The following is a 23,987-nucleotide window of genomic DNA, read 5'->3' on the forward strand; positions in this document are numbered from 1 at the left end:
CCTCCTGCTGCCGGGCCGCCCGGCGTGCTCCGGGCGGCTTTCGACAACAGGACGGGCGGGCCGGCGCCCCTGTGACAGCGGCCGTCATGAGCGGCGTCACAGGGGCGGGCCGCCCGGAACGGGCTCAGATGGCGGTGGGGATCTCCTCGGGGCTGCGGCTGCTCAGCCAGCCGTACTTGCCGAGCTTCGGGCGGAGCTTGCCGTCGACGCTCCAGGTCGCACCGGCGAAGGCGTAGGCGAGCGCCAGCGACGCGAAGATGTAGCCGACCGAGGGGCCGAGGTCCGTCATGCCCGACTTCCACGGCAGGTGGAAGCCCTCGGCCGACGACCAGATGCCGAAGGAGAAGATCGCGCTGCCGACGAAGACCAGGTTGCTGAAGGCCCCGAAGATCAGGCCGAGGGCGATGAGCGTCTCCACGACGGCGGTGCCGACGGCGAACGCGGTGGGGCTCGACGTGCCGATCGAGTGCCACATCGAGAGCCACTGGTGGATGACGGGGGTCTGCACCTCGGCGGCCTTGCCCAGCTCGTCGCCGAGCGTCTGGCCGTGGATGAAGCCGGGCAGCCACTTGAAGGTGGCGTCGACGGCCCACAGGACGCCGAAGCCGATCCGTACGACAGCGGCGCCGTGCAGCCGGCGCAGCGCGGGGGACGAAGCGGTCGTGGTGGTGGTCGTCGGGGTGACGGTCCGAGATGACACGGGAGGCATCCGTTCTCAGCAGAGGGGTGGGGAGCGGCGGGGACGGGACAGGACGGGATCAACACGACTTAGGTTAGGCAAACCTAAATCTGCGTCAACGTGAGTAATCCCGCAGGCCGCCGGCTGAACAAGATGCCCCTGCCATCCGTATTACTTGAACCCTCAAACGGCATGCGTCAGTTGGGCCGGTCACAGCGCGTACACTCCCCCGGTGATCGAGACGTTGACGATGCGGAGCGCACGATGAGCCGACAGGACCTCGGGCTGGATGTGGAGCGCCTGCGGGCGTTCGGAGACGCGGTTTTCGCGATCGCCATCACCCTGCTCGCCCTGGACATGAAGGTCCCGGAAGGGCTGTCGGCCGACGAGGTCGGCGATGCCATCAACGACGCGCTCGGCTCCGTCGGCGGCTTCCTGCTCAGCTTCCTCGTCATCGGCATTCTGTGGATCTCGTACCACGGACTGCTCGGTATGGCCGCCGAGCTCGACCGCACACTGCTCTATCTCGACATGGCCCTGCTGGCCGTCGTCGCCGGGCTGCCGTTCCCGACGAAGCTCCTCAGCGACTACGGGAGCACCGCCGTCGCCACCTCCGTCTACGCGGCGAGCATCGGCCTCGCCAGCCTCCTGCTGGGCGCGATGGCGCTGCGTCTGCTGCGGCCCGGGATGCGCAAGCCGGACGTGTCGCGCCGCAAGATCGAGCTGTCGGTGTGGCAGTCGGTCGTGATCGTCTCCGTCTTCCTCACGTCCGTCCCGATCGCCCTGCTCTCCCCGAGCGCGGCCAAGTACTGGTGGATCCTGGCAGGGCCGCTCCAGGCGCTGGTCCGCCGCGTCAAGGCGGAACCCGTACCCGCCGAGCACGCGGACCCGTCGGCCGCGAAGTAACGACGGCGTCCGGCTCGGCGCGTCAGCGCAGTTCCTCCGGGCGCAGCTCCTCGGGACAGCCCGTGCCGCGCGGCAGCTGGTACGGGGCGGCCAGCCGGTAGACCCCGGGCCGGGGGGCGAGCAGTTCCGTCCACTCGTCCCCCTCCTCGTCCTTCTCCGCCTTCATCAGACAGCCGTTGGGGTTGGTGAAGACCTTCGGGTGGTCGTCGTTGTCGTCCGCCTTCGACTTCTCGGTCTCCTGCGGCGGCAGGACGCTCTTGCCCTTCTCGTCCACGAGCCCCAGCCACGGCGAGTACGGGATCCGGATCAGCACCCGGCCCGGCGCCTTCACATGGATGGTCAGCTCCCCGGCGCCCGCCCGGTCGACCGTGGCCGGCGGGTCGGCCATCGGCATCGGGTCCTCGACGGCGTAGAGCTGCCAGTTGGCGTCGCCCCACAGCCGCTTCAGATAGGGCTGGCCCTGCTTCACCAGCGTCGTCTCGATCGTCGCGCCGGTGTCCGGGTCGCCCTTCGGCAGCACCACGTAGTGCACGGCCCAGCGGTCCAGCCAGCCCCGGTAGTTGTCGCTGGTGAGCGTGTCGTCGTAGAAGATCGGGTTGCGTTCCATGTCCGCCTGGCGGTTCCAGCCGCGCGCCAGGTTCACGTACGGGGCGAGGGCCGACGCCTCGCGGTGGCTCCTGGCGGGGACGACCTCGACCCGGCCCTTCTCCGCGCCCTTCTGCTGCAACTGGTGCACCAGCGGCGCGAGCTCGCGGGTCCAGGAGGCGGTGGGGGCCGTGATGACCATGTCGTCGATGCCCTTGAAGCCGATCCAGGCGTTGAGCCCGGCGAAGGCGATCAGCACCGCGTACCAGCGGCGGGAGCGCGGCACGGCGTACGGCAGCGCCGCCAGCAGGACGACGCCCCCGATGATCATCGCGAGCCGGGACACGTTCGACCCGATCTGCGAGCTGATCAGGAAGGTCAGCAGCGTACCGATGCCGTAGACGGCGGCGGCCGTACGCACCGTGCGCCAGTTGACGGGTACGAGGACGAAGACCAGCACGGCGAAGATGAACGGCAGCGAGGCCGACCCGATGGACAGCGGCTGCGTCCCGGAGAACGGGAACAGCCAGGCCGAGACCGCCACGACGACGACCGGCGCGAGCCCGAGCGCGTACGCCCCCGGCCGGCGCTTGTTGAGGAAGAGCGCTGCGGCCACCACGCCGAGGAACAGCCCGGCCACCGGGCTCGCCGCCGTCGCGAGACCGGCCAGCGGCGCTGCCGCCGCCGCCTTGGCCCACCGTTTCGTACGCCAGCGGTGCGGCCAGCAGAAGACGGCGGCCACGGCGCCCAGCGCGAACATCACGCCGAGGCCGAAGGTCACCCGGCCGGAGAGCGCGTTGCACAGGAAGGCGAAGACCCCGGCGAACGAACACCACACGGGGTTACGGACGGCCGGGACCCGGACCAGGATCAGCGCGGTCAGCGCCGCCGACACCGTCCCGACGACCATCATCGTCGTACGGACGCCGAGCACCGACATCAGATAGGGCGACACCACGCTGTACGAGACGGGGTGCATGCCGCCGTACCAGGCGAGGTTGTACGCGGAGTCCGGGTGGCGGCCGACGAACTCGGCCCAGGCGTCCTGGGCCGCGATGTCGCCGCCGCTGTTCGCGAGGAAGAAGAACCACACCAGATGCACCACGGCCGCGACCAGGGCGGTCAGCAGGACGGGGTGCCTGCGCAGCCGCGCCCGCAGACCCGCGCCCGGCTCCACGGGACGCGGCGGCGCGGACGGCCGTATTCGCGCCCCGGTGGCGGGGACGGTACTGCCGTCCGTGCGGGTCGGCTCAGCGGTGGTCACTGCGGCTCTCCACGTGTCGTTCGACTGGCGCTCATCCGCCGTTCGGAAGGACGCCGCCCGCGCGCCCGGCAGTTGCCCTGCTTGCGCAAACTGTCCGTCTCGGGACGCTAGCACGTGGTCCCGGCGGGCCGCCGCCCGATATCTCGCGCGGCGGCCCGTCCGTGGTCGTTCGCCCGGTCCGTCCGTGGCCGTTCGCTCAGCTCACCCGGGTGAGCTTGGAGCCGAAGCCGGGCTCCACGAGGTCGCTCTTGAGCGCGACGGCGACCTTCACCTGACTGGCGCCCTCGCCGACGGACAGCGTGCCGACGTGGGTGCCGGCCGCCGCCGCGTGCGGCAGGGTCCCGGTCGCGTCGAGGTCCAGCTTGACGGTGAGCCCCGACCAGCCGACGGCGTCGACGTCCTTCGTCGCGACGACGGGCACGGAGCCGCCCATGCCGTCGTCCACGTTCCCGACGACCTGGCCCTTGCGGACGATCTTCTTGCTCTCCAACGCGTCCTGCGCGCCCATCATCGCGGTCTTGCTGACCGCGTTGACGGTGTCGATGATCGGCGCCTTGTGCTGGCCGAGCACCGCGCCGACGATCAGCTGGTCCGTACCGCCGACCATCTTGTGCGCGGCGAACAGCAGGCAGCCGCCCGCCTTCGTGGTCGTACCGGTCTTGATGCCGAGCGCGCCGTTGTACGGGACGAGCGTGTTGTAGTTGCGCCAGGTCTTGCCGGACGGGTCCGTCCAGGACGGCAGCTTGGTGATGTTCATCAGCGCCGGGATCTCGACGAGCCGCTGTCCGAGCTTCACCTGGTCCTCCGACGTGCTGACGGTCGTCGCGATCAGCCCCGACGGATCCGTGTACGTCGTGTTCTTCATGCCGAGTTCCTTGGCGGTGTCGTTCATCTTCTTGACGAACGCCTTCTCGGAACCCGCGTCCCAGCGGGCCAGCAGCCGGGCGATGTTGTTCGCAGACGGAATCATCAGGGCCGACAGCGCGTCACGCAGGCTCAGCTTGTCGCCGGCCTTGACGGTGTCCAGCGTGGACTCGTCCTCGGTGAAGAGCTGCCCGTCGGACTCCGCCTTGGCGTCGACGGGGACGGAGGGACCGTTCTGCTTGGGCTTCAGCGGGTGGTCCTTGAGCACCAGGTAGGCGGTCATCGCCTTGGCGACACTGCCGATGGGCACGGCTTTCTGCTCGCCGAACGAGTCCATCGTGCCGAGCCCGTTCGCCACCATGTAGCCCTGCCCCTCGCCCGGCCAGGGCAGCGTGGGGTTCTTGCCGCCGAAGGAGAACGTCGGCTTGGCGGTCAGGGCGAGCGTGGGCGCGGGCAGCGGGCGTACGGCCTGTACGACCGCAAAGACGATCAGCAGCAGCACGACCAGCGGCGTCCAGATCTTGACCCGGCGGAACGCGGTGCGGGCGGGGGTCTGCGGCGGGGGCGGCGTGTTGGTCAGCTCGGCGAGCAGATCGAGCGGCGGCTTGGGCGGCAGCGGCTGCTGCCGGGTCTGCTCGGCCCCGGCGAAGGCGCCGGGCGCGGGCAACGGCGTCGACGGCACGGCACCGGGCCGCACGGCCGTGCCTGCCGTACCGGACGTGCCTGCCGTGCCTGCCGTGCCTGCCGTGCCTGCCGTGCCTGCCGTGCCGGACGTGCCGGACGGCTGGTCGTCGCGCTTCAGCGGTACGAACGTGCTGCCGCCACGGTCGGGCAGCTTGAGCGCGGTGGTGGGCTGGTCGACGGGCGGCTCGGCGACGGGCGGCTCGGCGACGGGCGCCTCGGCACCCGGGCGCTTGAGCGCCTTGAAGACGGCGGTGGGCTGATCGACCGGCCCGTCGCCCTCCTCAGGCCCGTCAGAGCCCTCCTGACGGCCTTCGCCGTCCTCGCCGCCCTTGGAGCCCGCCGCGCGCTCGGACGCCCCCTCAGGCGCCTTCAGAGCGCTCCGGGCGCCCTTGTTGCCGACGACGTTGCCGACGACCAAGGTGTCGGGCGACGTGCCGGCGCGCCCGGCACGGGCCGCGTCGCCGCCGTCGCCCGCTTCGGGCTCGGCACCTGCCTCTTCGGCGCCCGCCTTGTCGGAGGCCACCTCGTCGTCGTCCGCGTCCCCGGCAGGGGCTTCGTCGTCAGCGGCGTCGTCGGAGGCGGCCTCGTCGGAGGCCGCGTCGCTGTCGCCCGGGGTGTCTCCACCGGAGGCAGCCTCCGCGGGGGCTTCCTCCTCCTCGCGGTCCGCGACGTCGGCGTCGGTCTTGTCGTCGGGAGCCGCGTCGTCCACCGCCGCATCGCCGGAATCGTCCCCGTCAGCGGCTGCCTTGTCGGAGGCCGCCCAGTCGCCGCCGGCGTCACGGCCGGAGGCGGCACCACCGGAGGTGGGCTCGTCCGTGGCGTCCTCCCCGGCAGGGGCCTCGTCGTCGGGGGTCGCGTCCGGGTCCTCCCCCGCGGAATCCGGCTCCGCGGCTCGCTCGGCCTCAGGCGTCGGCCCGGAGTCGGGCTCCCGCGACGTCGGCTCCGCCCGTTCGGGCTCCGCCGACGGCGGCGCCGGGGTCGGGGTCGACACCCACGTCGCCACCGCCTCCCGCAGCCGCGCGTCCTCCTCGGCCGGCGGCGGAATCACCGCGTCCGTGTCCGTGCCGTCACTCGGGGTATCGTCAGCTTCCGCATCACGGAAGACCGCTAGCCGCGGATCCCGTTCGCTCGCCGTCGTCTCCCCCGACGACTTCCGCTGTTCCGACTTGCCGGGGGACTCGCCCGCCACCGTGTCTCCTTCATGTCGCATGCGCCGTACCACGCTGTCCGAACCATCTCTCAGTTTCCTGTTCGAGACCGCAGCCCTGGTGCTAGACGAGAACGACATACATAACGGTTCCCGTACAAAGCACCCAGGCACCCTCGACAGACCATTGTGAGAGGGGTCACCCTGTCATTCATCCACGCGGGGAGGCATGGATGGGCAAGAGCCGCAGAAGTATTCCGGAGGAGCTCCTGTTGCTCGCTCTGGACCCGGCCACGGGTACCACAGCGCAGCCGCAGTCGCTCGACCTCGGCCTGGCCGGAGCTCAGCTAGTGGAGCTGGCTCTGGCAGGACGGATAGCCCCTGACGGGGATCGTATCGCCGTGGTGATGCCGCGGCCGACCGGAGATCCGACTCTGGACTCCGCACTGGAACTGCTGCGCAGACGCGGCAGCCCGGTTCGGGCGGTCCACTGGATTGGCGGGCCCCGACTGGGGCTGCGCCAGACGTACCTCTCGCATCTGGAGCGGTGCGGCATGGTTCATGCCGTCGCGGGCCAGATGTGCGGAGTGCTGCCGACGACTCGCTACCAAGCGACGGAGACGGCGATCAGCCGGGAGATCAAGGCCCGGCTGGACAGTGCGATCCGCACCGGCGTACCGCCGGACCCGCGGACCGCGGCGCTTGCCGCGCTGGCCCACGCGGTCGGACTCGGCAAGCACCTGTATCCCGGCAACGAAGGGCGCTCATCGCGCTCCCGGCTCCGGGATCTGATCAGACACGACCCCATGGGCGGACTCGTGGCGCATGCCGTGATGGACGTCCAGAACGGTGTGGCGGCTCAGCCACGCCGTAATCCCACCCAGAGCGCGCCAGTCGCTCCGGGCGGCCGACCAGGGGGCGTGCCGATGCAGCCGCAGCGCGGCGGGTCCATGGCTCGCGTAGCGGCGCACTGACCGATCGCCTCGCAGCACAGCAAGTCGCAGCACCGTAGGTCGCACCACCGCAGCACCGTAGGTCGCACCACCGCACGGCGTCACCACACCGGCACGCAGCACCGCCGTCCCCAATGACCCGGTTCGGGAGCCGCACAAGACGCGCGGGGCAGTCCTCTTGAGGGCTGCCCCGCGCGCCGTTCCCCCGCTGTGGCCACCGCCTCTGTGGCCATTTCCCAGCGCCGCCGGGACCATTGGTGGCAGTCTGCTGAGCAGTAGATACGTACAGCTATCAGCAGCCGGAGGTGCAGTTCCCGTGGCGTCCAGTGTCAATCCCACCGTCAGGCGACGCCGATTGGGCCAGGAGTTGCGCCGGCTCCGCGAGCTCAAGGGCATGACGGCCGAGGAGGTCGCCGAGCGCCTGCTCGTCTCCCAGTCGAAGATCAGCCGGCTGGAGAACGGCCGCCGCTCCATCAGCCAGCGCGACGTACGCGACCTGTGCGGGGTGTACGAGGTCGAGGACCACCGCATCGTGGACTCGCTGATGCAGATGGCCAAGGACTCACGCCAGCAAGGCTGGTGGCACGCCTTCGGCGACATCCCGTACAGCGTCTACATCGGCCTGGAGACCGACGCGGCCTCGCTGCGCGTCTTCGAGCCCCAGGTCGTCCCCGGGCTGCTGCAGACCCGGCCGTACGCGGAGGCGCTGATCAACGGCGCGCTGCCCGAGACGGCCGTGGCCGACGTCGAGAAGCGCGTCGGGGTGCGGATGCGCCGGCAGGACCGGGTCAACACCCCCGACGAGCCGCTCAGGCTCTGGGCCGTGGTCGACGAGGCCGCGCTGCGCCGCGTGGTGGGCAACAAGCAACTGATGCGGGAGCAGCTGGAGTATCTGGTCGAGCAGTCACAACTGCCGCACGTCACGGTGCAGGTGCTGCCTTTCGACATGGGCGCGCATCCAGGAATCAGCGGGCATTACGCGATTCTGGAATTCCCCGACACCTCGGATTCGAGCGTCGTCTACATCGAGGGCGTGACCAGCGATCTCTATCTGGAAAAGGCGAACGACGTGCACCGGTACAGCGTGATGTACGAGCATCTGCGCGCCCAGGCCCTGAACGTTGATCAAACACGCGCGTTCATCGCCGACATCGCCAAGGAATACGCCCGCTAGGGACCCACGCCCTCGCATCGGCAGCGAAGTTGGGCACCGTACACCCCAACTGCCGCAACGCGTAAGACTCTCCTGGCATATGTCACTCGAACGAGTGAACGCCTGTCCCGCACAACGAGTGAGGCGAGTAGCGTCGATCAAGCCAGCAAGACGTTGGCGCGATGTGATAACGCTGCTGAACCGGAGTGAACATGGCAATCATTCAGGGCGCTACGGACACGTGGACGAAGTCTTCGTACTCCGGCGGAAATGGCGCGTGCGTAGAGGTCAAGTCCCCCGAGGTCCAGGCCATCGCGGTCCGGGACTCCAAGGCCCCCGAGGGCCCCTCGATCTCTTTCGTCCCGACGTCATGGAACGCGTTCGTGCGCGATGTGAACTCGGGCGTGATTTAGTCCGGCACCGCTGACCGGGCCCTCTCGACCGATCGCCGTCTTGGCCGAGGGGGCCTTGTCACGTCTCACCTTCCTCTCGACCGCACGGGACCCGCATCCCGTGCGGTCGTTCGCGTACCCGGATACCTCTGGAAGCTGACGAAGTGCTCGTTCATGGTGGGGCGATCGTCGCGTGCACGACAACCGCCCCACACACCAAGAACAAGTAAAATCGTTCTGCTTTCTGACCTGAGTTCACACTCGTGACCGCAGAGACCCTTGACCAGCTGCTGCGACAGACGGTTCAATCCCCCAAGTCCCCCTTCCCGCACGGGACCCCGCATGCCGGACGTACCTGACGAAGAGCACCGGACGTTCACAAGGCGGACCCCTGGAGGGGGCATATGAACAGCCTCGACTGGGTCGTGCTCATCGCATACTTCGCTGTGATGGTCGCGATCGGTATCTGGTCGCACAAGCGCGTCGACAACGTCGGCGACTTCTTCACCGCGGGCGGCAAGATGCCGTGGTGGCTCTCGGGCATCTCGCACCACATGTCCGGCTACAGCGCGGTGATGTTCACCGGTTACGCCGGCATCGCCTACACCTACGGCGTCACCTCGTTCGCCACGTGGTCGTTCCCGATCGCCGTGGGCGTCGCGATCGGCGTCAAGCTCTTCGCGCCGCGGCTCAACCGGCTGCGCTCACGGCTGCACGTCGCCTCACCGCTCGAATATCTGAAGGAGCGCTACGACCTCAAGACCCAGCAGGCGCTGGCCTGGTCGGGGCTGCTGCTGAAGATCGTGGACGTGGGAGCCAAGTGGGCCGCCATCGCCACCCTGCTCTCCGTCTTCACCGGGCTCACCCTCACCCAGGGCATCCTCGTCACCGGCGCCATCACGGCCGTCTACTGCACGATCGGCGGGCTGTGGGCCGACGCGCTCACCGAACTCGGCCAGTTCATCATCCAGTTGTTCGCCGGTGTCGCGATGCTGATCGCCGTCATGGGCGAACTCGGCGGCTTCAGCTCGCTGTGGACGGTCTGGGACAAGCTGCCCGACGGCCACGGCAACCCGACGGCAGGGCCCTACACGGTGACCTTCCTCGTCGCGTTCCTCTTCATCAAGACCTTCGAGTACAACGGCGGCATGTGGAACCAGGCCCAGCGCTACATGGCCACCACCAGCGCCGCTGCGGCCAGCCGTTCGGCCCGGCTGTCGGCGATCCTGTGGCTGGTCTGGCCCGCCGTGCTGTTCTTCCCGATGTGGTGCGCCCCGCTCATCGTGCACGCGCAGAAGCCGGACGCCTCCGACTCGTACGCGCTGATGACCGAGAAGCTGCTGCCGCACGGGCTGTTGGGCCTGGTCGTCGTCGGCTTCTTCTCCCACACGATGGCGATGTGCTCGTCCGACGCCAACGCCATCTCGGCCGTCTTCACCCGCGACATCGCGCCCACCCTCTCGAAGGCGGCCCGCAGTTGGACGCAGCGCGCGGCACTGATCGCGGCGCGGCTGTCCACGATCTCGTTCCTCGCGCTGTCGATGGCGGTCGCCACCCAGGTCAACTCGCCGACGTTCAAGGACATCATCACCGTCGTGATCAAGTGGGTGGCGGGTCTGATGGGTCCGATCGCCATCCCGTTCATCCTCGGTCTGCTCAAGCCGTTCCGTAAGTCGGGACCGGTGGCGGCGATCATCAGCTGGGCGTCCGGACTCGTGGCCTTCTGGCTGGTCAACTACCCGATCAACTGGAGCGTCGACGGCGGGGTGCCGCTGGAGTACCAGGTGTCGGTGCCGTGCGCGCTCTCCCTCGTCCTCTACATCGTGCTCGGCCAGCTGCACCCGGAGGACACCCCGGAGCGCGACGTGCTGCTGGCCCGGATCAACGGCGAAGGGGACGGCGACGGTTCGGGCCTCGCGACCGCAGCCGCCGGCATCCCGGCACCTGCCGGACCGGCCGACGCGACGACCGCGGGACGGGAGTCCTCTGGCGGCGCGGGAAGCACCGGTACGGAGAGCTGAGCCACCCGTCACAGCGCGTGGCCGGGCGGTACGCACCGCCCGGCCACGCGCGCGACGATGGGCCGGTGGCCGACAACGCAGCGAACGATCTCGGCGGCTTCCCGCGCAGCCGCCGCGCCCGCCCGACCCCCGAGGCGGCGGGCGTCGCCCCCGGCGCCACGCACCGGCGGGTGCCGGGGCCGGCACTTCCCCGGTATGCGTCCGGTGCCGATGGAAGAACGCGTCAGCCACTGCCTGGACTGCGTCGAGGGCGACGGCACCGGCCGGGTGGTCCGCGCGTACGGCTGGCCGCTGCCGTTCAGCCGCGCGGGTAGCGGGCCAGCCAGCCGGACGCGGCGACGCCGGGGCTGTGCAGTGCCGGGCCCTGGGTCATCTCCATCGCGAAGTCGTCGGCGATTTCCAGCAGCGTTCCGCGCCCTTCCAGTTCGGCCAGCCAGGCGGGCGGCAGCGCCGTCTCGCCGTGCATGGTGCCGAGCAGTGCGCCGCACAGGGTGCCGGTGGCGCCGGAGGGGCCGTCGTGGTTCACCGCGAGCCGCAGCCCGTGCCGGATGTCCTCGCCGACGAGCGCGCAGTAGACGGCGACGGCGAGCGCGTCCTCGGGCGCGTGCCCGTCGCCGAGCGCCGCGATCCTCCCCGGGCCGGGGATGCCCTGGCGTACCGCGCCGAGCGCCTGTCGGAGCGCCTGCGTCACCGGTTCGTGCCCGGGGCGTGCGGCGAGCAGGCCGAGGGTGCGCTGGACGGCAGCGTCGACGCTCTCGCCACGGGCCAGGCCGTGCACGATCACGGCGAAGGCACCCGCCGAGAGGTACGCGGCGGGGTGGCCGTGTGTCTGCGCCGCGCACTCCAGGGCGAGCTGGCAGACCAGTTGCGGCTCCCAGCCGACGAGCAGCCCGAACGGCGCCGAGCGTACGAGCGCGCCCGCGTCGCGCGCCGTGGGGTTCTTGGGCCGCTCCAGGGTGCCCATGTACTCGTCGCCGAGCCCGGAGAGACAGGAGCGGGTCGGGTCGCGGCGCGCGTACAGCCACTCCTCCTGGGCGAGCCAGCCGTTGTCCTTGCGGCGTACGTCGGGTCCCCAGTCGTGCTGGGTCGCCGCCCAGCGCAGATGCGCGCGGTGCACATCGGTCGGCGGGTGCCAGGCGCCGGTGTCCCTGCGCACCTGCGCGCGGATCAGTCCGTCCACGGTGAACAGGGTCAGCTGGGTGGCCGCCGTGACGGCGCCCCTGCGCCCGTACACGGGGACGAAGTCGACGACCGCGTCCGCCCCGTGCACCGCCCTGATCTCTTCGAGGCTCAGTCCGGCGACCCCCGCGCCCAGCGCGTCGCCGATGGCGCCGCCGAGCAGACAGCCCCGTACCCGGCTGCGGAAATCCTGCTGCTCGGCACGCCCCCAGACGGCTCCGGACGGAATGCTCATGCGCCCCTCCTGTCCCACGAGTGCCCCCGGAGCCGATGACGGCTGCGCAGCACTGTAATCGAACAGGAACTCCGGGTTGAGGGCGCGGATCAGCCGTCGTCCCTGCCCGGGGTCGCTACCCGGACACTTCGCGCCCCGGCGGTCGCGGGTCCCCCGCCATCGCCACCGGATCCACCCACTCGGCGAACTGCTGAGGCGTGATCCCGTGCCGGGCCGCGACCTCTTCGATCTCGTCGCCGGACGCGAGCGCGTCGGCGGTGATCTCCGCCGCCGCGTGGTACCCGATGTGCGGGGAGAGCGCGGTCGTCAGCATCACACTGCGCCGTACGTTCGCGGGGCCCGCGTCCGTCGCCGCCAGGCCCTGGAGGCACTGCCGGTTGACGTTCCATACGGCCGCCGACAGCAGCCGTACCGACTGCAGCGCGGCGTCGATGACGACCGGCATCATCACGTTCAGCTCCAGCACACTGCCGGTCTGCGCGAACGTGACGGCGGCGTCGTTGCCGACGACCCGCGCCACCACCATCGTCAGCGACTCGATCACCGACGGCGGCACCTTGCCGGGCATGATGCTGCTCGACACCCGCACGTCGGGCACCCGCAGTTCGCCCAGTCCCGCGCGCGGTCCCGTCGCCAGGAGCCTGATGTCGCAGCCGATCTTGTGCAGCGCCAGCGCCGCCGTGGTCACGGCGGCGTGCGCCGAGATCATGTCGTCCAGGGTGCTCTGGCCGCAGAAGTGGTTGTCGGTCTCCACAAAGCCGATGCCCAGCTCGGCGGCGAGCCGGGCGCAGGTGCGCGCGGCGAACTCCGGGTGCGCGTTGAGCCCCGTACCGACCGCCGTACCGCCGAGCGGCAGCTCGGACAGTCCGGTGATCGCGGCCTCGATCCGCCGCCGCGACCGGGCGACCTGTCCCGCGTAGCCGTGGAACTCCTGGCCGAGCCGCATCGGGGTGGCGTCCTGCAGATGGGTCCTGGCGACCTTCAGCACGTCCCAGAACTCGACTGCCTTCACGGCCAGTTCGGCTTCGAAGGCGTCAAGTGCGGGCAGCAGCCGCGTGCGCAGCGCGACCGCCGTCGCGATCCGCATCGCCGTCGGCACGACATCGTTGGACGACTGGCAGCGGTTGACGTGCTCGTGCGGCAGCAGCTCCACCGGCGGCTCGGCGCGGCGGGCGAGTTCCGCGATGACCTCGTTGGCGTTCATGTTGCTCGACGTCGCCGAGCCCGTCTGGTAGACGTCCACGGGGAACTGGTCCCACAGCTCCCCGTCCAGCAGCAGATCGACCGCGGCGACGATCGCCTTCGCCTGCGCGTGACTGATCAGCCCCAGCTCCACGTTGGCCTGCGCCGCCGCGCGTTTGACCCGTACCAGCGCGGTGAGGAATTCCTCCGGCATCGGGACGCCGCTGACCGGGAACGCCCGGACCGCGTGCCCGGTCGCCTCCCCCCACAGCTGATCGGCTTCCGGTACGTCGCTCATGACAGCGCCGACGTCTGCCGCGCCGCCGACTCCAGGAAGGACGGCAGGATCTCCACGCCCCAGCCCGGCGCGTCGGAGATCTCCACGAAACCGTCCTTCACCACGGGCACCGGTGCGAAGAACTGCGAGCCGGCCTGCTCGATCGACCACTCCTGCAACTGCGTACAGGCCGGCATGGCCAGCACCAGATGCGCGGTGAACATCGGGATCAGCGAGTGGCCCGAGGAGTGCGGTGTGCAGGGGATGCCCGCCGTGTCGGCCAGCTCGGCGACGCGCCTGGCCCGGCTCAGACCGCCGATGTAGCAGACGTCCGGCTGGATCACGTCGACCAGCCGCTCGGCGATCATCCGCCGCACGATCTCCAGCGAGAACTCCTGCTCGGCCGCTCCGATGGGCAGGTCCAACTGCTGGGCCACATACCCCATGTTGTCCAGTTCCCAGCTGGGGTTCGGCTCCTCCAGGTGGTAGAAGCCGTACTCCTCCAGCCGGCGGCCGACCATGACGGCGCCGCCGGGCGAATACGCGCCGTTGGCATCGGCGTTGAGCAGGAACGCGTCACCGAAGGTCTTGCGCATGGCCGGTACGAGAGCGGCCGTGCGGCCGTTCCACAGCTCGGCGTCCCGGCCGTTGCGCACCCCCACCTTGATCTTCGCCGCCGTGAAGCCGTAGTTCTCGACGGCGTCGCCGATGCGCCGCAGCTCGTCCTCGACCGGGGTCTCGCGGCTCATGCTGGACGCGTACACCCCCACCTTGTCGCGGAACTTGCCGCCGAGCAGCCGGTACACGGGCTGTCCCGTGGCCCGGCCCTGGAGGTCCCACAGCGCGGTGTCGATACCGCTGATCGCCCGCATCAGGAATCCGCCGAGGTACTTGTACTCCGCGCGGACCGCCTTTTCGACCAGTGTGGCGATGTCCCACGGGTTACGGCCGAGGAAGTGCTTCGCGACCAGCCGGTGCAGGACCTGGGCGGTGATCTCCGGCTCCGAAGGGGCGGTCTGGCCGTAGCCGAACTGCCCGTCGTCCGTAGTGACCTTGACGACGCAGACGTTGCCGGAGATATAGGTCTCGACCGAGGAAATCAACTGACTTCAGCCTTTCATTCCGGACATGACGACGCCCTGCACGAAGTACCGCTGGGCGAGCAGGAAGACCACGAAGATCGGGATGATGGTGAGCGTCGCCGCCGCCATCAGCCCCGGGGTGTTGGTGAAGAACTCCCCCTGGAACAGGGCGAGGGCGACGGGCAGGGTCTGCAGGTCGGGCGAGTTCAGGAAGACCAGCGGGCCCAGCAGGTCGTTCCAGGAGTCCACGAAGGTGAACAGCGCCACCGTCGCGAGGGCCGGCTTGGCGAGCGGCAGCATGACCCGCCGGAAGGTGGTGAAGACGGAGGCGCCGTCGATCCTGGCCGCCTCCTCGATCTCCTTGGGGATGCCCAGGAAGAACTGGCGCATCAGGAACGTGCCGAACACCGGCGTCATCACCCGCGGCACCCAGAGCGGGTAGTGCGTGTCGACCCAGCCGAAGTCCCGGAAGACCACGTACTGCGGGATCAGATAGACGATGCCCGGGATGAGGGCCGAGCCCAGCACCACGAGGAACAGGACGTCCCGCCCGGGGAACTTGATCCGCGCGAAGCCGTACCCGGCGAGGGACGCCACCACGAGCAGCCCGACCACATTGAGGAAGGCGAGCTTGACGCTGTTCCAGAAGTAGCGCGGCAGCACGTCGATCGCCTGCCGGTAGCCCTCGAGCGTCGGGTGGCGCGGGATGACGGACGTCGCGTCCGACAGCGACTCGGGGCCGCTCTTGAGCGAGGTGCCGATCATCCAGAGCAGCGGGAAGAGGAAGCCGAGCCCCAGGACCGTGAGGAAGGCGTAGTAGATGCCGCGCAGCACCTTCTGGTTCTGCAGTGCGCCGGCGACCGTACGGCCGCCGCTCTCTGTCGTGCCGGTCGCGCTCACCCGTAGAACACCCACCTTCGTTGCAGTCTCCATTGAATGACCGTCAGTGCGGCGATGACCAGGAACAACAGCCAGGCCATGGCGGACGCGTAGCCCAGCTCGCCGTCGGCGAAGGACGTGTTGAAGAGTTGGAGCATGTACGTGTTGGTGTCGTTGCCGGGGCCGCCCTTGGTCATCACGTAGACGATGCCGAAGACCTGGAAGCTGGCGACGAACTGGCTGATGCTGACGAAGAACAGCGAGGGCGTCAGCAGCGGCAGGGTGATGCTGAAGAACCGCCGCGCCCTGGAAGCGCCGTCGAGGCTCGCCGCCTCGTACAGCTCGGCGGGGATGGCCTGGATGCCCGCCATGAGCACGATCATCGGGTAGCCGACGCCCTGCCAGACGCTGACGAAGATGACCGCGATCAGCGCCCAGGGGGACGTGACCAGCCAGTCGGGGCCGTCGATGCCCAGATGGGCGAGGAGGGTGTCGAAGACGCCGTCCTGCCCCGAGTAGAGCCGGAACCACACAACGCTCACCGCGACGACGTTCGCCACGTACGGGACGAAGAACGCCAGCCGGAACACCGTCATGATCCGCCGCTGCGGGCTGACCAGCGTCGCGAGGCACAGCGCGAGGATCATGGTGAGCGGTATCGCGCCCAGCATGAACAGCAGCGTGTTCGTGACGACGGTGTGGAACAGCGTGTCGTGCAGGATCAGTTTGCTGTAGTTCGCGAACCCCACGAAATGGCGGGAGTTGAAGCCGTCCCAGTCGGTGAACGACGAGTAGGTCGTGACCGCCATGGGGTAGAGGTGGAAGACGCCGATGCCGAGCATCAGCGGCGCGACGAAGGCGTATCCGACGAGATTGCGGCGCTTGCGTCCCGGCGCGCGGCGCACCTTGCGCGGGGGCGTGCCCTGCGTCGGCGTGTTCCGCGCGGGCATGTTCTGCGTCGGCGTGTTCACAGACATGGGCTCATCCGATGATCTCCTGGATCTGCGGGCGGAGCTTGTTCAGCACGTCGGGCGCCGAGGCACGGCAGTTGCGTACGTCGTCCAGGGCGGGCCGGTAGATCTGGAGCGCCTGCTGGACCTCCACCACCCGGCCGGGCAGGACGGCGTGGTTGGCGGCCTCCAGCACCAGGCCCATGTTCTGCGGCCCGCCGTCACTCCCGCCGCCCGCCATGTGGTCGGCGGCCGAGCGCAGTCCGGGGACGAAGGCGCCGGCCTCGGCGAAGGCCGTGGCGCCCGGGGTCGTGGTGAGGTAGTTCAGCAGCTGCCACGCGGCCTCTTTGTGGGCGGCCTTGGCGGGGATCGCGAACACCAGCTGGTTGGCGTAGGTCTGTTGCCTGACCTGCCCCGGGATCGGGGCGATGTCCCACTCGAAGTCCTTGACGTTCTGCTGGAAGAAGTCGACGAAGGTGGAGACCCGCTGGATCATGCCGATCTGCCCGGCCGCGAACATCTCCGCGCCCCGGCCGCTCTGTTGCAGCTCGGACCAGCGGGGCTGGGCGTCGTGCTCGCAGGTGAGGTCGGCGACGAACTGGTAGCCGGCGGCGTCGGGCGGGTCGGCCAGCGTGAACCGCTTGCCGTCCTTCGACCAGCGGCCGGTGCCCCCGTTGTTGACCGTGTAGATCATCTCGAAGCCCGCGTCGTCGAGGACGCACGCGCCCCAGCGCTTGCCGGGGATGGAGAGCTTCTTGGCCGCGGCGAGGAAGTCGTCCCACTTCCAGCCCTCGTCGGTCCAGCTGTCCGGCGGGAGGGGGACGCCCGCCTCCTTGAACATGGTCTTGTTGTAGAAGATCACCCGGGGCTGCATACCGAGGCTCCAGCCGACGTAAGAGCCGTCGGGCTGCCGGGCGTTGTTGTAGACCGTGGTGAAGTAGTCGGCCTCCTGGAGACCGCTGTCCCGCATGAAGTCCCGCAGGTCGTGCAGCCGGCCCGTCTTGGCGTACGAGGCGACGAAGTCGTCGTCGATGCGCATGATGTCCGGCGGGTTGCTCGCGCCGAGCACCGTCCGGCACTTGACCCAGTAGTCCGTTCCCGAAGCGGCGAACTGGTACTTGATCTTCTTGCCCGTCTGCTTCTCGAAGGCGTCGAACACCTTCGGGTAGGGCGACCCGTCGAGCGCTTCCCAGTTCATCAGCGTGATGGTCGAGTCGTCCGATGCGGAGGCGCTGCCGCCGCAGCCGGCGACCGCCGCCCCTGCTGCCAGTCCGCCGATCCCTGACAGCACCTTTCTGCGACTGATTCCTGTCATCTACGTCGTCACTCCTGTGGGTCTTCACTCCCGTTCCGACGAACACGCACGCCATACGGCGGCGATGTTTCGGCCACGAGCACGAAACGTAGGGCATACCTTTTGGTTCCACAAGGCGGTCAATCACTTCCGCCTGACGAAAGATATCGATTTCGCTTCGGAGCAAACTAATCCGTGTCGAGGGTCTTGCGAGGGGGCGGGAACGGGGTTGAACTGACAGTTCGGCGCAGAAATGCCTCGACCGGGATCCGGTCGCGCATGTCGAAAGTTTCGGCAACCCGCCCGAAACTATGTAGGCGTCCGGGGGCACAAAAATGGCCACCGACCCGGATCGACATCCGGATCGGCGGCCACGGGGGCGGTACGTCGGTCAGTCGCTCACCAGCGGCAGCAGCTCGGGCAGATGACCGTCGGATGCGGCAGCCGCCCGTACCCGCTCGTCCGGCACCTCCCCGTACAGCGTCGTCCGGGGCTTCGCCGGCCGGCCGGCCGCCTCAGCGATGGCGACCAGGTCCTTGACCGAGCGGTACGAGCCGTAACTGGACCCGGCCATCCGGGAGATGGTCTCCTCCATCAGCGTGCCGCCCAGGTCGTTGGCGCCCGAGCGGAGCATCTCGGCCGCGCCCTCCGTGCCCAGCTTCACCCAGCTGGTCTGGATGTTGGTGATGTGCGGGTGCAGCAGCAGCCGCGCCATCGCCATCACCGCACGGTTGTCACGGTCCGTGGGACCGGGCCGCGCGATGCCCGCCAGATAGACGGGCGCGTTGGTGTGGATGAAGGGCAGCGTCACGAACTCCGTGAAGCCGCCCGTCTCCTGCTGGATACCGGCCAGCGTCCGCAGATGGCCCAGCCAGTGGCGCGGCTGGTCGACGTGCCCGTACATCATCGTGGAGCTGGAGCGGATGCCCAGCTCGTGGGCGGTCTTGACCACCTCGATCCAGGTCGCCGTCGGCAGCTTGCCCTTGGTGAGGACCCAGCGCACCTCGTCGTCCAGGATCTCCGCGGCCGTGCCGGGGATCGAGTCGAGTCCCGCCTCCTTGGCGGCCGTCAGCCACTCGCGGATCGAAAGGCCCGTGCGCGAGGCGCCGTTGACGACCTCCATCGGGGAGAACGCGTGCACATGCATCCCGGGGACGCGCTTCTTCACCGCGCGCGCGATGTCGAAGTACGCGGTGCCCGGCAGGTCCGGGTGGATACCGCCCTGCATGCACACCTCGACGGCGCCCACCTCCCACGCCTGCGCCGCCCGGTCCGCGACCTGGTCGAGCGAGAGGGTGTACGCGTCGGCGTCGGTACGGCGCTGCGCGAACGCGCAGAACCGGCAGCCGGTGTAGCAGACGTTGGTGAAGTTGATGTTGCGCGTGACGATGTACGTCACGTCGTCACCGACCACGTCACGGCGCAGCTCGTCGGCGATCCTGGTCAGCGCGTCCAGCGCCGGCCCGTCGGCGTGCAGCAGCGCCAGCGCCTCGTCGTCGCTGAGCTTCGTCGGGTCGTCCGCGGCCTGCGCCAGCGCCTGCTTCACGTCCCCGTCGATCCGCGAGGGCACCATCCCGGGCGCGGCGGCCTCGCGCAGCGCGTCCCAGTCCCCGTACACGTCCTGGAAGTCCTCGCGGCGGTCCGACGTGCGGCCCTCGGTGTCGATCGTGACGTGCAGATCGGTACGGCCGGTCGCCGTGAACCCCTCGTCGGGCTCCTGCCAGGGCAGCCCCACCGGGTTGACGCCCTCGCGCGCGAGACCGGTCTCATCGTCGGCCAGCGCCCGGACGTGCGGCATCAGCCGGGGGTCCAGCCACGGCTCGCCGCGCTGGATGAACTCCGGGTAGATGGTGAGCCGTTCGCGCAGCTCGAAGCCGGACTCGGCGGTACGCGCGGCCAGTTCGTCGATGTGCGGCCAGGGCCGCTCCGGGTTGACATGGTCCGGGGTCAACGGCGACACCCCGCCCCAGTCGTCGATCCCGGCGCCGATGAGCAGCGCGTACTCGGCGTCGACCAGATTCGGCGGCGCCTGGATACGGGCCGAAGGGCCGAGGATGTGCCGCGCGACCGCGACGGCCGCCGCCAGCTCCTCCAACTCGGCGTCCGGCATGCCGCGCATGGCCGTGTCGGGCTTGGCGCGGAAGTTCTGGACGATGACTTCCTGGATGCCGTGATAGGCGCGCGCCGTCCTGCGCAGCTCGAACAGCGAGTCGGCGCGCTCCTCGTACGACTCCCCGATGCCGATCAGGATCCCGGTCGTGAACGGGACGTTGGAGCGGCCCGCGTCCTCGATGACCCGCAGCCGAACGGCGGGCTCCTTGTCCGGCGAACCGTGGTGCGGACCGCCGGGCTCGGACCACAGCCGGGTCGCCGTGGTCTCCAGCATCATCCCCATGGAGGGCGCGACGGGCTTGAGCCGCTGGAGGTCGGTCCACGACATCACGCCCGGGTTGAGGTGCGGCAGCAGCCCCGTCTCCTCCAGGACCCGGATCGCCATCGCCCGTACGTAGGCGAGCGTGTCGTCGTACCCCTCGGCCTCCAGCCACTCCCGGGCCTCCGGCCAGCGGTCCTCCGGCCGGTCGCCGAGCGTGAACAGGGCCTCCTTGCAGCCCATCGCGGCGCCCTGCCGGGCGATGTCCAGGACCTCGTCGGGCGAGAGGAACATGCCGTGCCCGGCGCGGCGGAGCTTGCCGGGGACGGTGACGAAGGTGCAGTAGTGGCATTTGTCGCGGCACAGCCGCGTCAGCGGGATGAACACCTTGCGGGAGTACGTGATCACGCCGGGCCGCCCGACGGCGGCGAGACCGGCGTCACGGACCTTGGCGGCGGACGCGGTGAGATCGGTGAGGTCGTCGCCGCGGGCCTGGAGCAGTACGGCAGCCTCGGCGACGTCCAGCGCGACACCGTCCCGCGCCCGTTTGAGGGCGCGCCGCATGGAGTTGGCGGTCGGTGGTCCGGCGGGTCCGGCGGGCTGGTCGGTCCCGGAATCCTCAGGCACGCGCGTAGTCATCCTTCGAGGATACGTACGGCGCCGGGTTCTGATCGGTGACGAGCCTGGTCAGAGACGCAGCTCACCGTACGGGGTCGCCGTCCGGCGGGGGTGCGGGTCTTGGTTGCGGTTGTTGCCGGGTGCCGCTCCGGGGTCGTGTCCTGCGCGGTGTCGCCGTCCGGCACGGGGTCGCCGTCCGGCGCGGCTCGGGGTGCGGGGTTGTGGTTGCCGTTGTTGCCGGAGGCCGTTCCGGGGTCGTGTCCTGCGCTGCATGATTTACGGCGCGTACTCGCCAGACGCGGAGCCACCGCCGAGACGCGCCACACATCACGCTCTACGCTCCGGACACCACCCCTGCACGACCCCCTTCAGCCCCCGCCTGATCCGGCCGCTGCCCCGACCCGCGACGGAACGCGGCCCGGTCGGCGACGGCCGTCCGCCTGCCGGAAACCGGCCGACCCCCTTGCCTTGCCGTGGGGTTCACCCCCCGGCACAACAGTGGCAGCTGACCGCGTCCAGACCTCCCGGGAGTCGCCGGCATGACCGAAAATGACCATGCGGATAAAGAGTCGTCAACCGGATCCCTCGGCAGGAGGGGTCTCGTGATGACGGGAGCCGCCGCCGCGCTTACGTTGTCCACTGTGAGCTTCGCGAACGCCGCACCTTCAGCAGGCGCCGGTGCCGGTGCCGCCGGCGGTGACGGGACCGGTGCCGGTCGGACCACGACCAGGACCGTCACCGGCACCCTGCCGCCCGGCTCCCCCGACTTCGTCCATCTGCCCGTCGAGGTACCGCGCGGGACCAGCGAGATCCGCGTCGCGTACAGCTACGAGCGGCCCGCCGTCCCGGCCGGCACCCAGGGCAACGCCCTCGACATCGGCATCTTCGACGAGCGCGGCACCGATCTCGGCGGCCGGGGCTTCCGCGGCTGGTCGGGCGGCGCGCGCACGGAGTTCTTCCTCCGCGCCGACGAGGCGACGCCCGGCTACATCGCGGGCCCGGTGCGCGCCGGGACCTGGCACATCGCGCTCGGCCCCTACACGGTGGCGCCGCAGGGCCTCGCGTACTCGATCACCATCACGCTCACCTACGGCCCCACGGCGGCCACCCCGAAGCCGGTCTACCCGCCGGAGCGCGCCAAGGGCCGCGGCAGGGCCTGGTACCGGGGCGACTGCCATCTGCACTCCGTGCACTCCGACGGCAAGCGCACCCCCGCCGAGATCGCGGCGCTGGCCCGCGCCGCCGGACTCGACTTCATGCACAGCAGCGACCACAACACGTACTCGGCGCACGGCGCGTGGGACGGCCTGTGGGACGACGACCTGCTGATCCTCGTCGGCGAGGAGATCACCACCCGCAACGGCCACGTCCTCGCCATCTCCACCGACCCGGGCACCTTCATCGACTGGCGCTACCGCGCACGCGACAACCGCTTCGGCCACTACGCGCGCGAGGTACGCCGCGCCGGCGGCCTGGTCGTACCCGCGCACCCGCACTCCACCTGCATCGGCTGCAACTGGAAGTTCGGCTTCGGTGACGCGGACGCCGTCGAGGTCTGGAACGGCCCCTACACCGTGGACGACGAGGTCTCCCTCGCCGACTGGGACAACAGCCTGGTGACCTCGGCCCGTTCGGGCCGCGCCTGGACGCCCGCGATGGGCAACAGCGACGCGCACCGGGACCCCGACGCCATCGGCACGCCGCAGACCGTCGTCCTGGCCGACGACCTCTCCCGCACGGCGATCCTGGCCGGTCTGCGCGCCGGGCACAGCTACGTCGCCGAATCGGCGAAGGTGTCGCTCACCTTCGGCGCTTCGGGCGGCCGCGGCAAGCACGCCGGCATCGGCGACCGGCTGCGGGTCGACGAGAAGGACAGCGTGACGGTACGGCTGGAGGTGACCGGCGCCCCCGGCTGCACGGCCCAGTTCGTCACCGACCAGGGCACGCTCTACACCGCGCCGCTGCCGGAGTCGGGCGCGGGCACGGTCGAGTGGACGACGACGGCCTCGTACGCGAGTTACGTACGCGCCGAGGTCCGCCACGCGCCGACGGTCCCGGGGCTGCCGGGCCCGCTGGCGGCCTTCACGAACCCGGTGTTCCTGGGCGAGTGACGGTGGAGTGCCGCTTCAGCCCCGGGGTGGCACGGCCGGACGAGCGGGGCGCGTCACCCGGCGGCGGCCCGGCCTGACGAGCGGGGCACGTCACCCGGCGGCAGCGGCGCGGTGCCGGAACACGTGCCGGTACGTCTGCGGTGAGACCGTCGTCGTCCTGCTGAAGTGGTAGCGCAGGTTGGTCGCCGAACCGAAGCCGGTACGCCGCGCGACGACCTCCACCGGCTCGTCCGTGGTCTCCAGCAGCTCCTGCGCGAAGCGCACCCGCTGCTGGAGCACCCACTGCAACGGTGTCGTGCCCATCGTCTCGCGGAACCGGCGGGCGAAGGTGCGCTCACCGAGCTGCGCCTCCCGCGCCAACCGCCGTACGGTCAGCGGCTCGTGGAGGTTGCCCCGCGCCCAGCGCAGTACGGGTTCGAGCCCCGCGTCCTCCGTCGGCCGCACCAGCGGAGTGACGTACTGCGTCTGCCCGCCCTCCCGGTGCGGCGGTACGACCATGCGGCGCGCCACCTCGTTGGCGACCGCCGAGCCGAAGTCGCCGCGCACCAGATGCAGGCACAGGTCGACGGCGGCCCCGCTGCCCGCCGAGGTCAGGACCGTGCCGTCCTCGGTGTAGAGCGCGGAGGGCCGGAAGTCGACGTCGGGGAAGCGGTGCCCGAAGTCGCCCGTGTTCATCCAGTGCGTCGTGGCGGCCCGCCCCTTCAGCACGCCGGCCTGCGCGAGTACGTAGGCGCCACTGCACAGCGACACGATCCGGCGGCCGAGACCGTGCGCGGCGCGCACCGCTTCCAGCAGACCCTGGGGCGGCGCGAGTTGTACGCGGCGTGCGCAGGCGGCGACGATCACGGTGTCCGCTGCCGCCATGTCGTCCAGACCGTACGGGGTGTCGACGCGCAGCCCGGCCGCCGTGCGCAGCGGCCCCGGCTCGGCGGCGCACAGGCGCAGTTCGTACCAGGGCGAGACGAGGTCGTCGCGGTCGACGCCGAAGACCTCGCAGGGGATGGCCAGTTCGAAGATGGGCGCGGCGTCGGTGACGGCGAGGGCGACGACGTGGGGACGGCTGGGGCGATCGGCACGGCTGGTGGCGCTCATGGCGGTAATTATGCGCACCCTGTCGTTTCTGCCGATGGCCGGTGGCGGCGGAGGCCGTGAAGCTGGCCC

At 70.1% G+C, this 23,987-nt stretch carries 17 protein-coding genes; 6 read left to right on the forward strand and 11 right to left on the reverse strand.

Annotated features, from left to right (window positions below; all coding sequences use genetic code 11):
• Positions 1-124 precede the first annotated feature (124 nt).
• On the reverse strand, positions 125-700 hold the full coding sequence (locus OHS57_RS16150) for a DoxX family protein (protein WP_328582401.1): 576 nt from the start codon (positions 698-700) through the stop codon (positions 125-127).
• Positions 701-943: 243 nt separating this feature from the next.
• On the opposite strand from OHS57_RS16150, the gene OHS57_RS16155 reads away from it, so the two are divergent.
• Positions 944-1,585 (forward strand): TMEM175 family protein, encoded by a 642-nt coding sequence (locus OHS57_RS16155; protein ID WP_328582402.1) that lies wholly within the window; start codon positions 944-946, stop codon positions 1,583-1,585.
• Between the two features lie 22 nt (positions 1,586-1,607).
• Here the strand turns inward: OHS57_RS16155 and OHS57_RS16160 are convergent, their stop codons facing one another.
• Both OHS57_RS16160 and OHS57_RS16165 read right to left on the reverse strand, forming a co-directional pair.
• Positions 1,608-3,434 carry an MFS transporter gene (locus OHS57_RS16160; RefSeq protein ID WP_443042900.1) on the reverse strand — a complete coding sequence of 609 codons (1,827 nt, stop codon included), beginning with the start codon at positions 3,432-3,434 and terminating at the stop codon, positions 1,608-1,610.
• Between the two features lie 196 nt (positions 3,435-3,630).
• Positions 3,631-6,192 (reverse strand): D-alanyl-D-alanine carboxypeptidase, encoded by a 2,562-nt coding sequence (locus OHS57_RS16165; protein WP_328582403.1) that lies wholly within the window; start codon positions 6,190-6,192, stop codon positions 3,631-3,633.
• A gap of 170 nt (positions 6,193-6,362) precedes the next feature.
• On the opposite strand from OHS57_RS16165, the gene OHS57_RS16170 reads away from it, so the two are divergent.
• The 4 genes from OHS57_RS16170 (at position 6,363) to OHS57_RS16185 (ending at position 10,648) form a co-directional block, all read left to right on the forward strand.
• Complete coding sequence (locus tag OHS57_RS16170; RefSeq protein WP_041988598.1) at positions 6,363-7,103, forward strand: GOLPH3/VPS74 family protein; 741 nt, start codon at positions 6,363-6,365, stop codon at positions 7,101-7,103.
• 295 nt (positions 7,104-7,398) lie between these two features.
• Positions 7,399-8,256, forward strand: coding sequence for a helix-turn-helix domain-containing protein (locus OHS57_RS16175; RefSeq protein WP_041988596.1), 858 nt, complete (start codon positions 7,399-7,401; stop codon positions 8,254-8,256).
• A gap of 191 nt (positions 8,257-8,447) precedes the next feature.
• Entirely contained in the window at positions 8,448-8,648 is a 201-nt protein-coding gene (locus OHS57_RS16180; RefSeq protein ID WP_041988593.1) for a DUF397 domain-containing protein, read from the forward strand.
• 383 nt (positions 8,649-9,031) lie between these two features.
• Positions 9,032-10,648 (forward strand): sodium:solute symporter family protein, encoded by a 1,617-nt coding sequence (locus OHS57_RS16185; RefSeq protein ID WP_328582404.1) that lies wholly within the window; start codon positions 9,032-9,034, stop codon positions 10,646-10,648.
• Positions 10,649-10,946: 298 nt separating this feature from the next.
• Here OHS57_RS16185 and OHS57_RS16190 read toward each other — a convergent pair whose 3' ends face one another.
• The 7 genes from OHS57_RS16190 to OHS57_RS16220 form a co-directional block, all read right to left on the reverse strand.
• On the reverse strand, positions 10,947-12,062 hold the full coding sequence (locus OHS57_RS16190) for an ADP-ribosylglycohydrolase family protein (protein ID WP_041988587.1): 1,116 nt from the start codon (positions 12,060-12,062) through the stop codon (positions 10,947-10,949).
• A 115-nt stretch (positions 12,063-12,177) separates the two neighbouring features.
• Positions 12,178-13,542, reverse strand: coding sequence for a class II fumarate hydratase (locus OHS57_RS16195; protein ID WP_328582405.1), 1,365 nt, complete (start codon positions 13,540-13,542; stop codon positions 12,178-12,180).
• Positions 13,539-14,624 (reverse strand): mandelate racemase/muconate lactonizing enzyme family protein, encoded by a 1,086-nt coding sequence (locus tag OHS57_RS16200; RefSeq protein ID WP_328582406.1) that lies wholly within the window; start codon positions 14,622-14,624, stop codon positions 13,539-13,541. Before OHS57_RS16200 ends, OHS57_RS16195 begins: the two co-directional genes overlap by 4 nt.
• 6 nt (positions 14,625-14,630) lie before the next feature.
• Complete coding sequence (locus OHS57_RS16205; protein WP_198533266.1) at positions 14,631-15,536, reverse strand: carbohydrate ABC transporter permease; 906 nt, start codon at positions 15,534-15,536, stop codon at positions 14,631-14,633.
• Positions 15,500-16,459, reverse strand: coding sequence for a carbohydrate ABC transporter permease (locus OHS57_RS16210; RefSeq protein ID WP_078863596.1), 960 nt, complete (start codon positions 16,457-16,459; stop codon positions 15,500-15,502). The genes OHS57_RS16205 and OHS57_RS16210 overlap by 37 nt, the downstream gene beginning before the upstream one ends.
• Positions 16,460-16,463: 4 nt before the next feature.
• A complete protein-coding gene (locus OHS57_RS16215; protein WP_328582407.1) occupies positions 16,464-17,747 on the reverse strand; it encodes an ABC transporter substrate-binding protein in 1,284 nt (427 codons plus the stop codon).
• Positions 17,748-18,117: 370 nt separating this feature from the next.
• A complete protein-coding gene (locus OHS57_RS16220; protein WP_443042901.1) occupies positions 18,118-20,724 on the reverse strand; it encodes a bifunctional FO biosynthesis protein CofGH in 2,607 nt (868 codons plus the stop codon).
• Between the two features lie 530 nt (positions 20,725-21,254).
• On the opposite strand from OHS57_RS16220, the gene OHS57_RS16225 reads away from it, so the two are divergent.
• Positions 21,255-22,826: a CehA/McbA family metallohydrolase gene (locus tag OHS57_RS16225; protein ID WP_328582409.1), complete on the forward strand. Its 1,572-nt coding sequence runs from the start codon at positions 21,255-21,257 to the stop codon at positions 22,824-22,826.
• Between the two features lie 90 nt (positions 22,827-22,916).
• Here the strand turns inward: OHS57_RS16225 and OHS57_RS16230 are convergent, their stop codons facing one another.
• A complete protein-coding gene (locus OHS57_RS16230; RefSeq protein ID WP_328582410.1) occupies positions 22,917-23,918 on the reverse strand; it encodes a helix-turn-helix domain-containing protein in 1,002 nt (333 codons plus the stop codon).
• Positions 23,919-23,987: the final 69 nt, after the last annotated feature.

It is taken from the genome of Streptomyces sp. NBC_00370, assembly GCF_036084755.1.
GTDB lineage: Bacteria > Actinomycetota > Actinomycetes > Streptomycetales > Streptomycetaceae > Streptomyces.

What these genes read in the sequence shown, in the direction of transcription:
- OHS57_RS16155 (WP_328582402.1), top strand. Translation starts at nt 944, where the DNA reads ATGAGCCGACAGGACCTCGGGCTGGATGTGGAGCGCCTGCGGGCGTTC.
- OHS57_RS16165 (WP_328582403.1), bottom strand. Translation starts at nt 6,192, where the DNA reads ATGCGACATGAAGGAGACACGGTGGCGGGCGAGTCCCCCGGCAAGTCG.
- OHS57_RS16170 (WP_041988598.1), top strand. Translation starts at nt 6,363, where the DNA reads ATGGGCAAGAGCCGCAGAAGTATTCCGGAGGAGCTCCTGTTGCTCGCT.
- OHS57_RS16180 (WP_041988593.1), top strand. Translation starts at nt 8,448, where the DNA reads ATGGCAATCATTCAGGGCGCTACGGACACGTGGACGAAGTCTTCGTAC.
- OHS57_RS16185 (WP_328582404.1), top strand. Translation starts at nt 9,032, where the DNA reads ATGAACAGCCTCGACTGGGTCGTGCTCATCGCATACTTCGCTGTGATG.
- OHS57_RS16190 (WP_041988587.1), bottom strand. Translation starts at nt 12,062, where the DNA reads ATGAGCATTCCGTCCGGAGCCGTCTGGGGGCGTGCCGAGCAGCAGGAT.
- OHS57_RS16195 (WP_328582405.1), bottom strand. Translation starts at nt 13,542, where the DNA reads ATGAGCGACGTACCGGAAGCCGATCAGCTGTGGGGGGAGGCGACCGGG.
- OHS57_RS16205 (WP_198533266.1), bottom strand. Translation starts at nt 15,536, where the DNA reads ATGGAGACTGCAACGAAGGTGGGTGTTCTACGGGTGAGCGCGACCGGC.
- OHS57_RS16210 (WP_078863596.1), bottom strand. Translation starts at nt 16,459, where the DNA reads ATGTCTGTGAACACGCCGACGCAGAACATGCCCGCGCGGAACACGCCG.
- OHS57_RS16215 (WP_328582407.1), bottom strand. Translation starts at nt 17,747, where the DNA reads ATGACAGGAATCAGTCGCAGAAAGGTGCTGTCAGGGATCGGCGGACTG.
- OHS57_RS16225 (WP_328582409.1), top strand. Translation starts at nt 21,255, where the DNA reads ATGACCGAAAATGACCATGCGGATAAAGAGTCGTCAACCGGATCCCTC.
- OHS57_RS16230 (WP_328582410.1), bottom strand. Translation starts at nt 23,918, where the DNA reads ATGAGCGCCACCAGCCGTGCCGATCGCCCCAGCCGTCCCCACGTCGTC.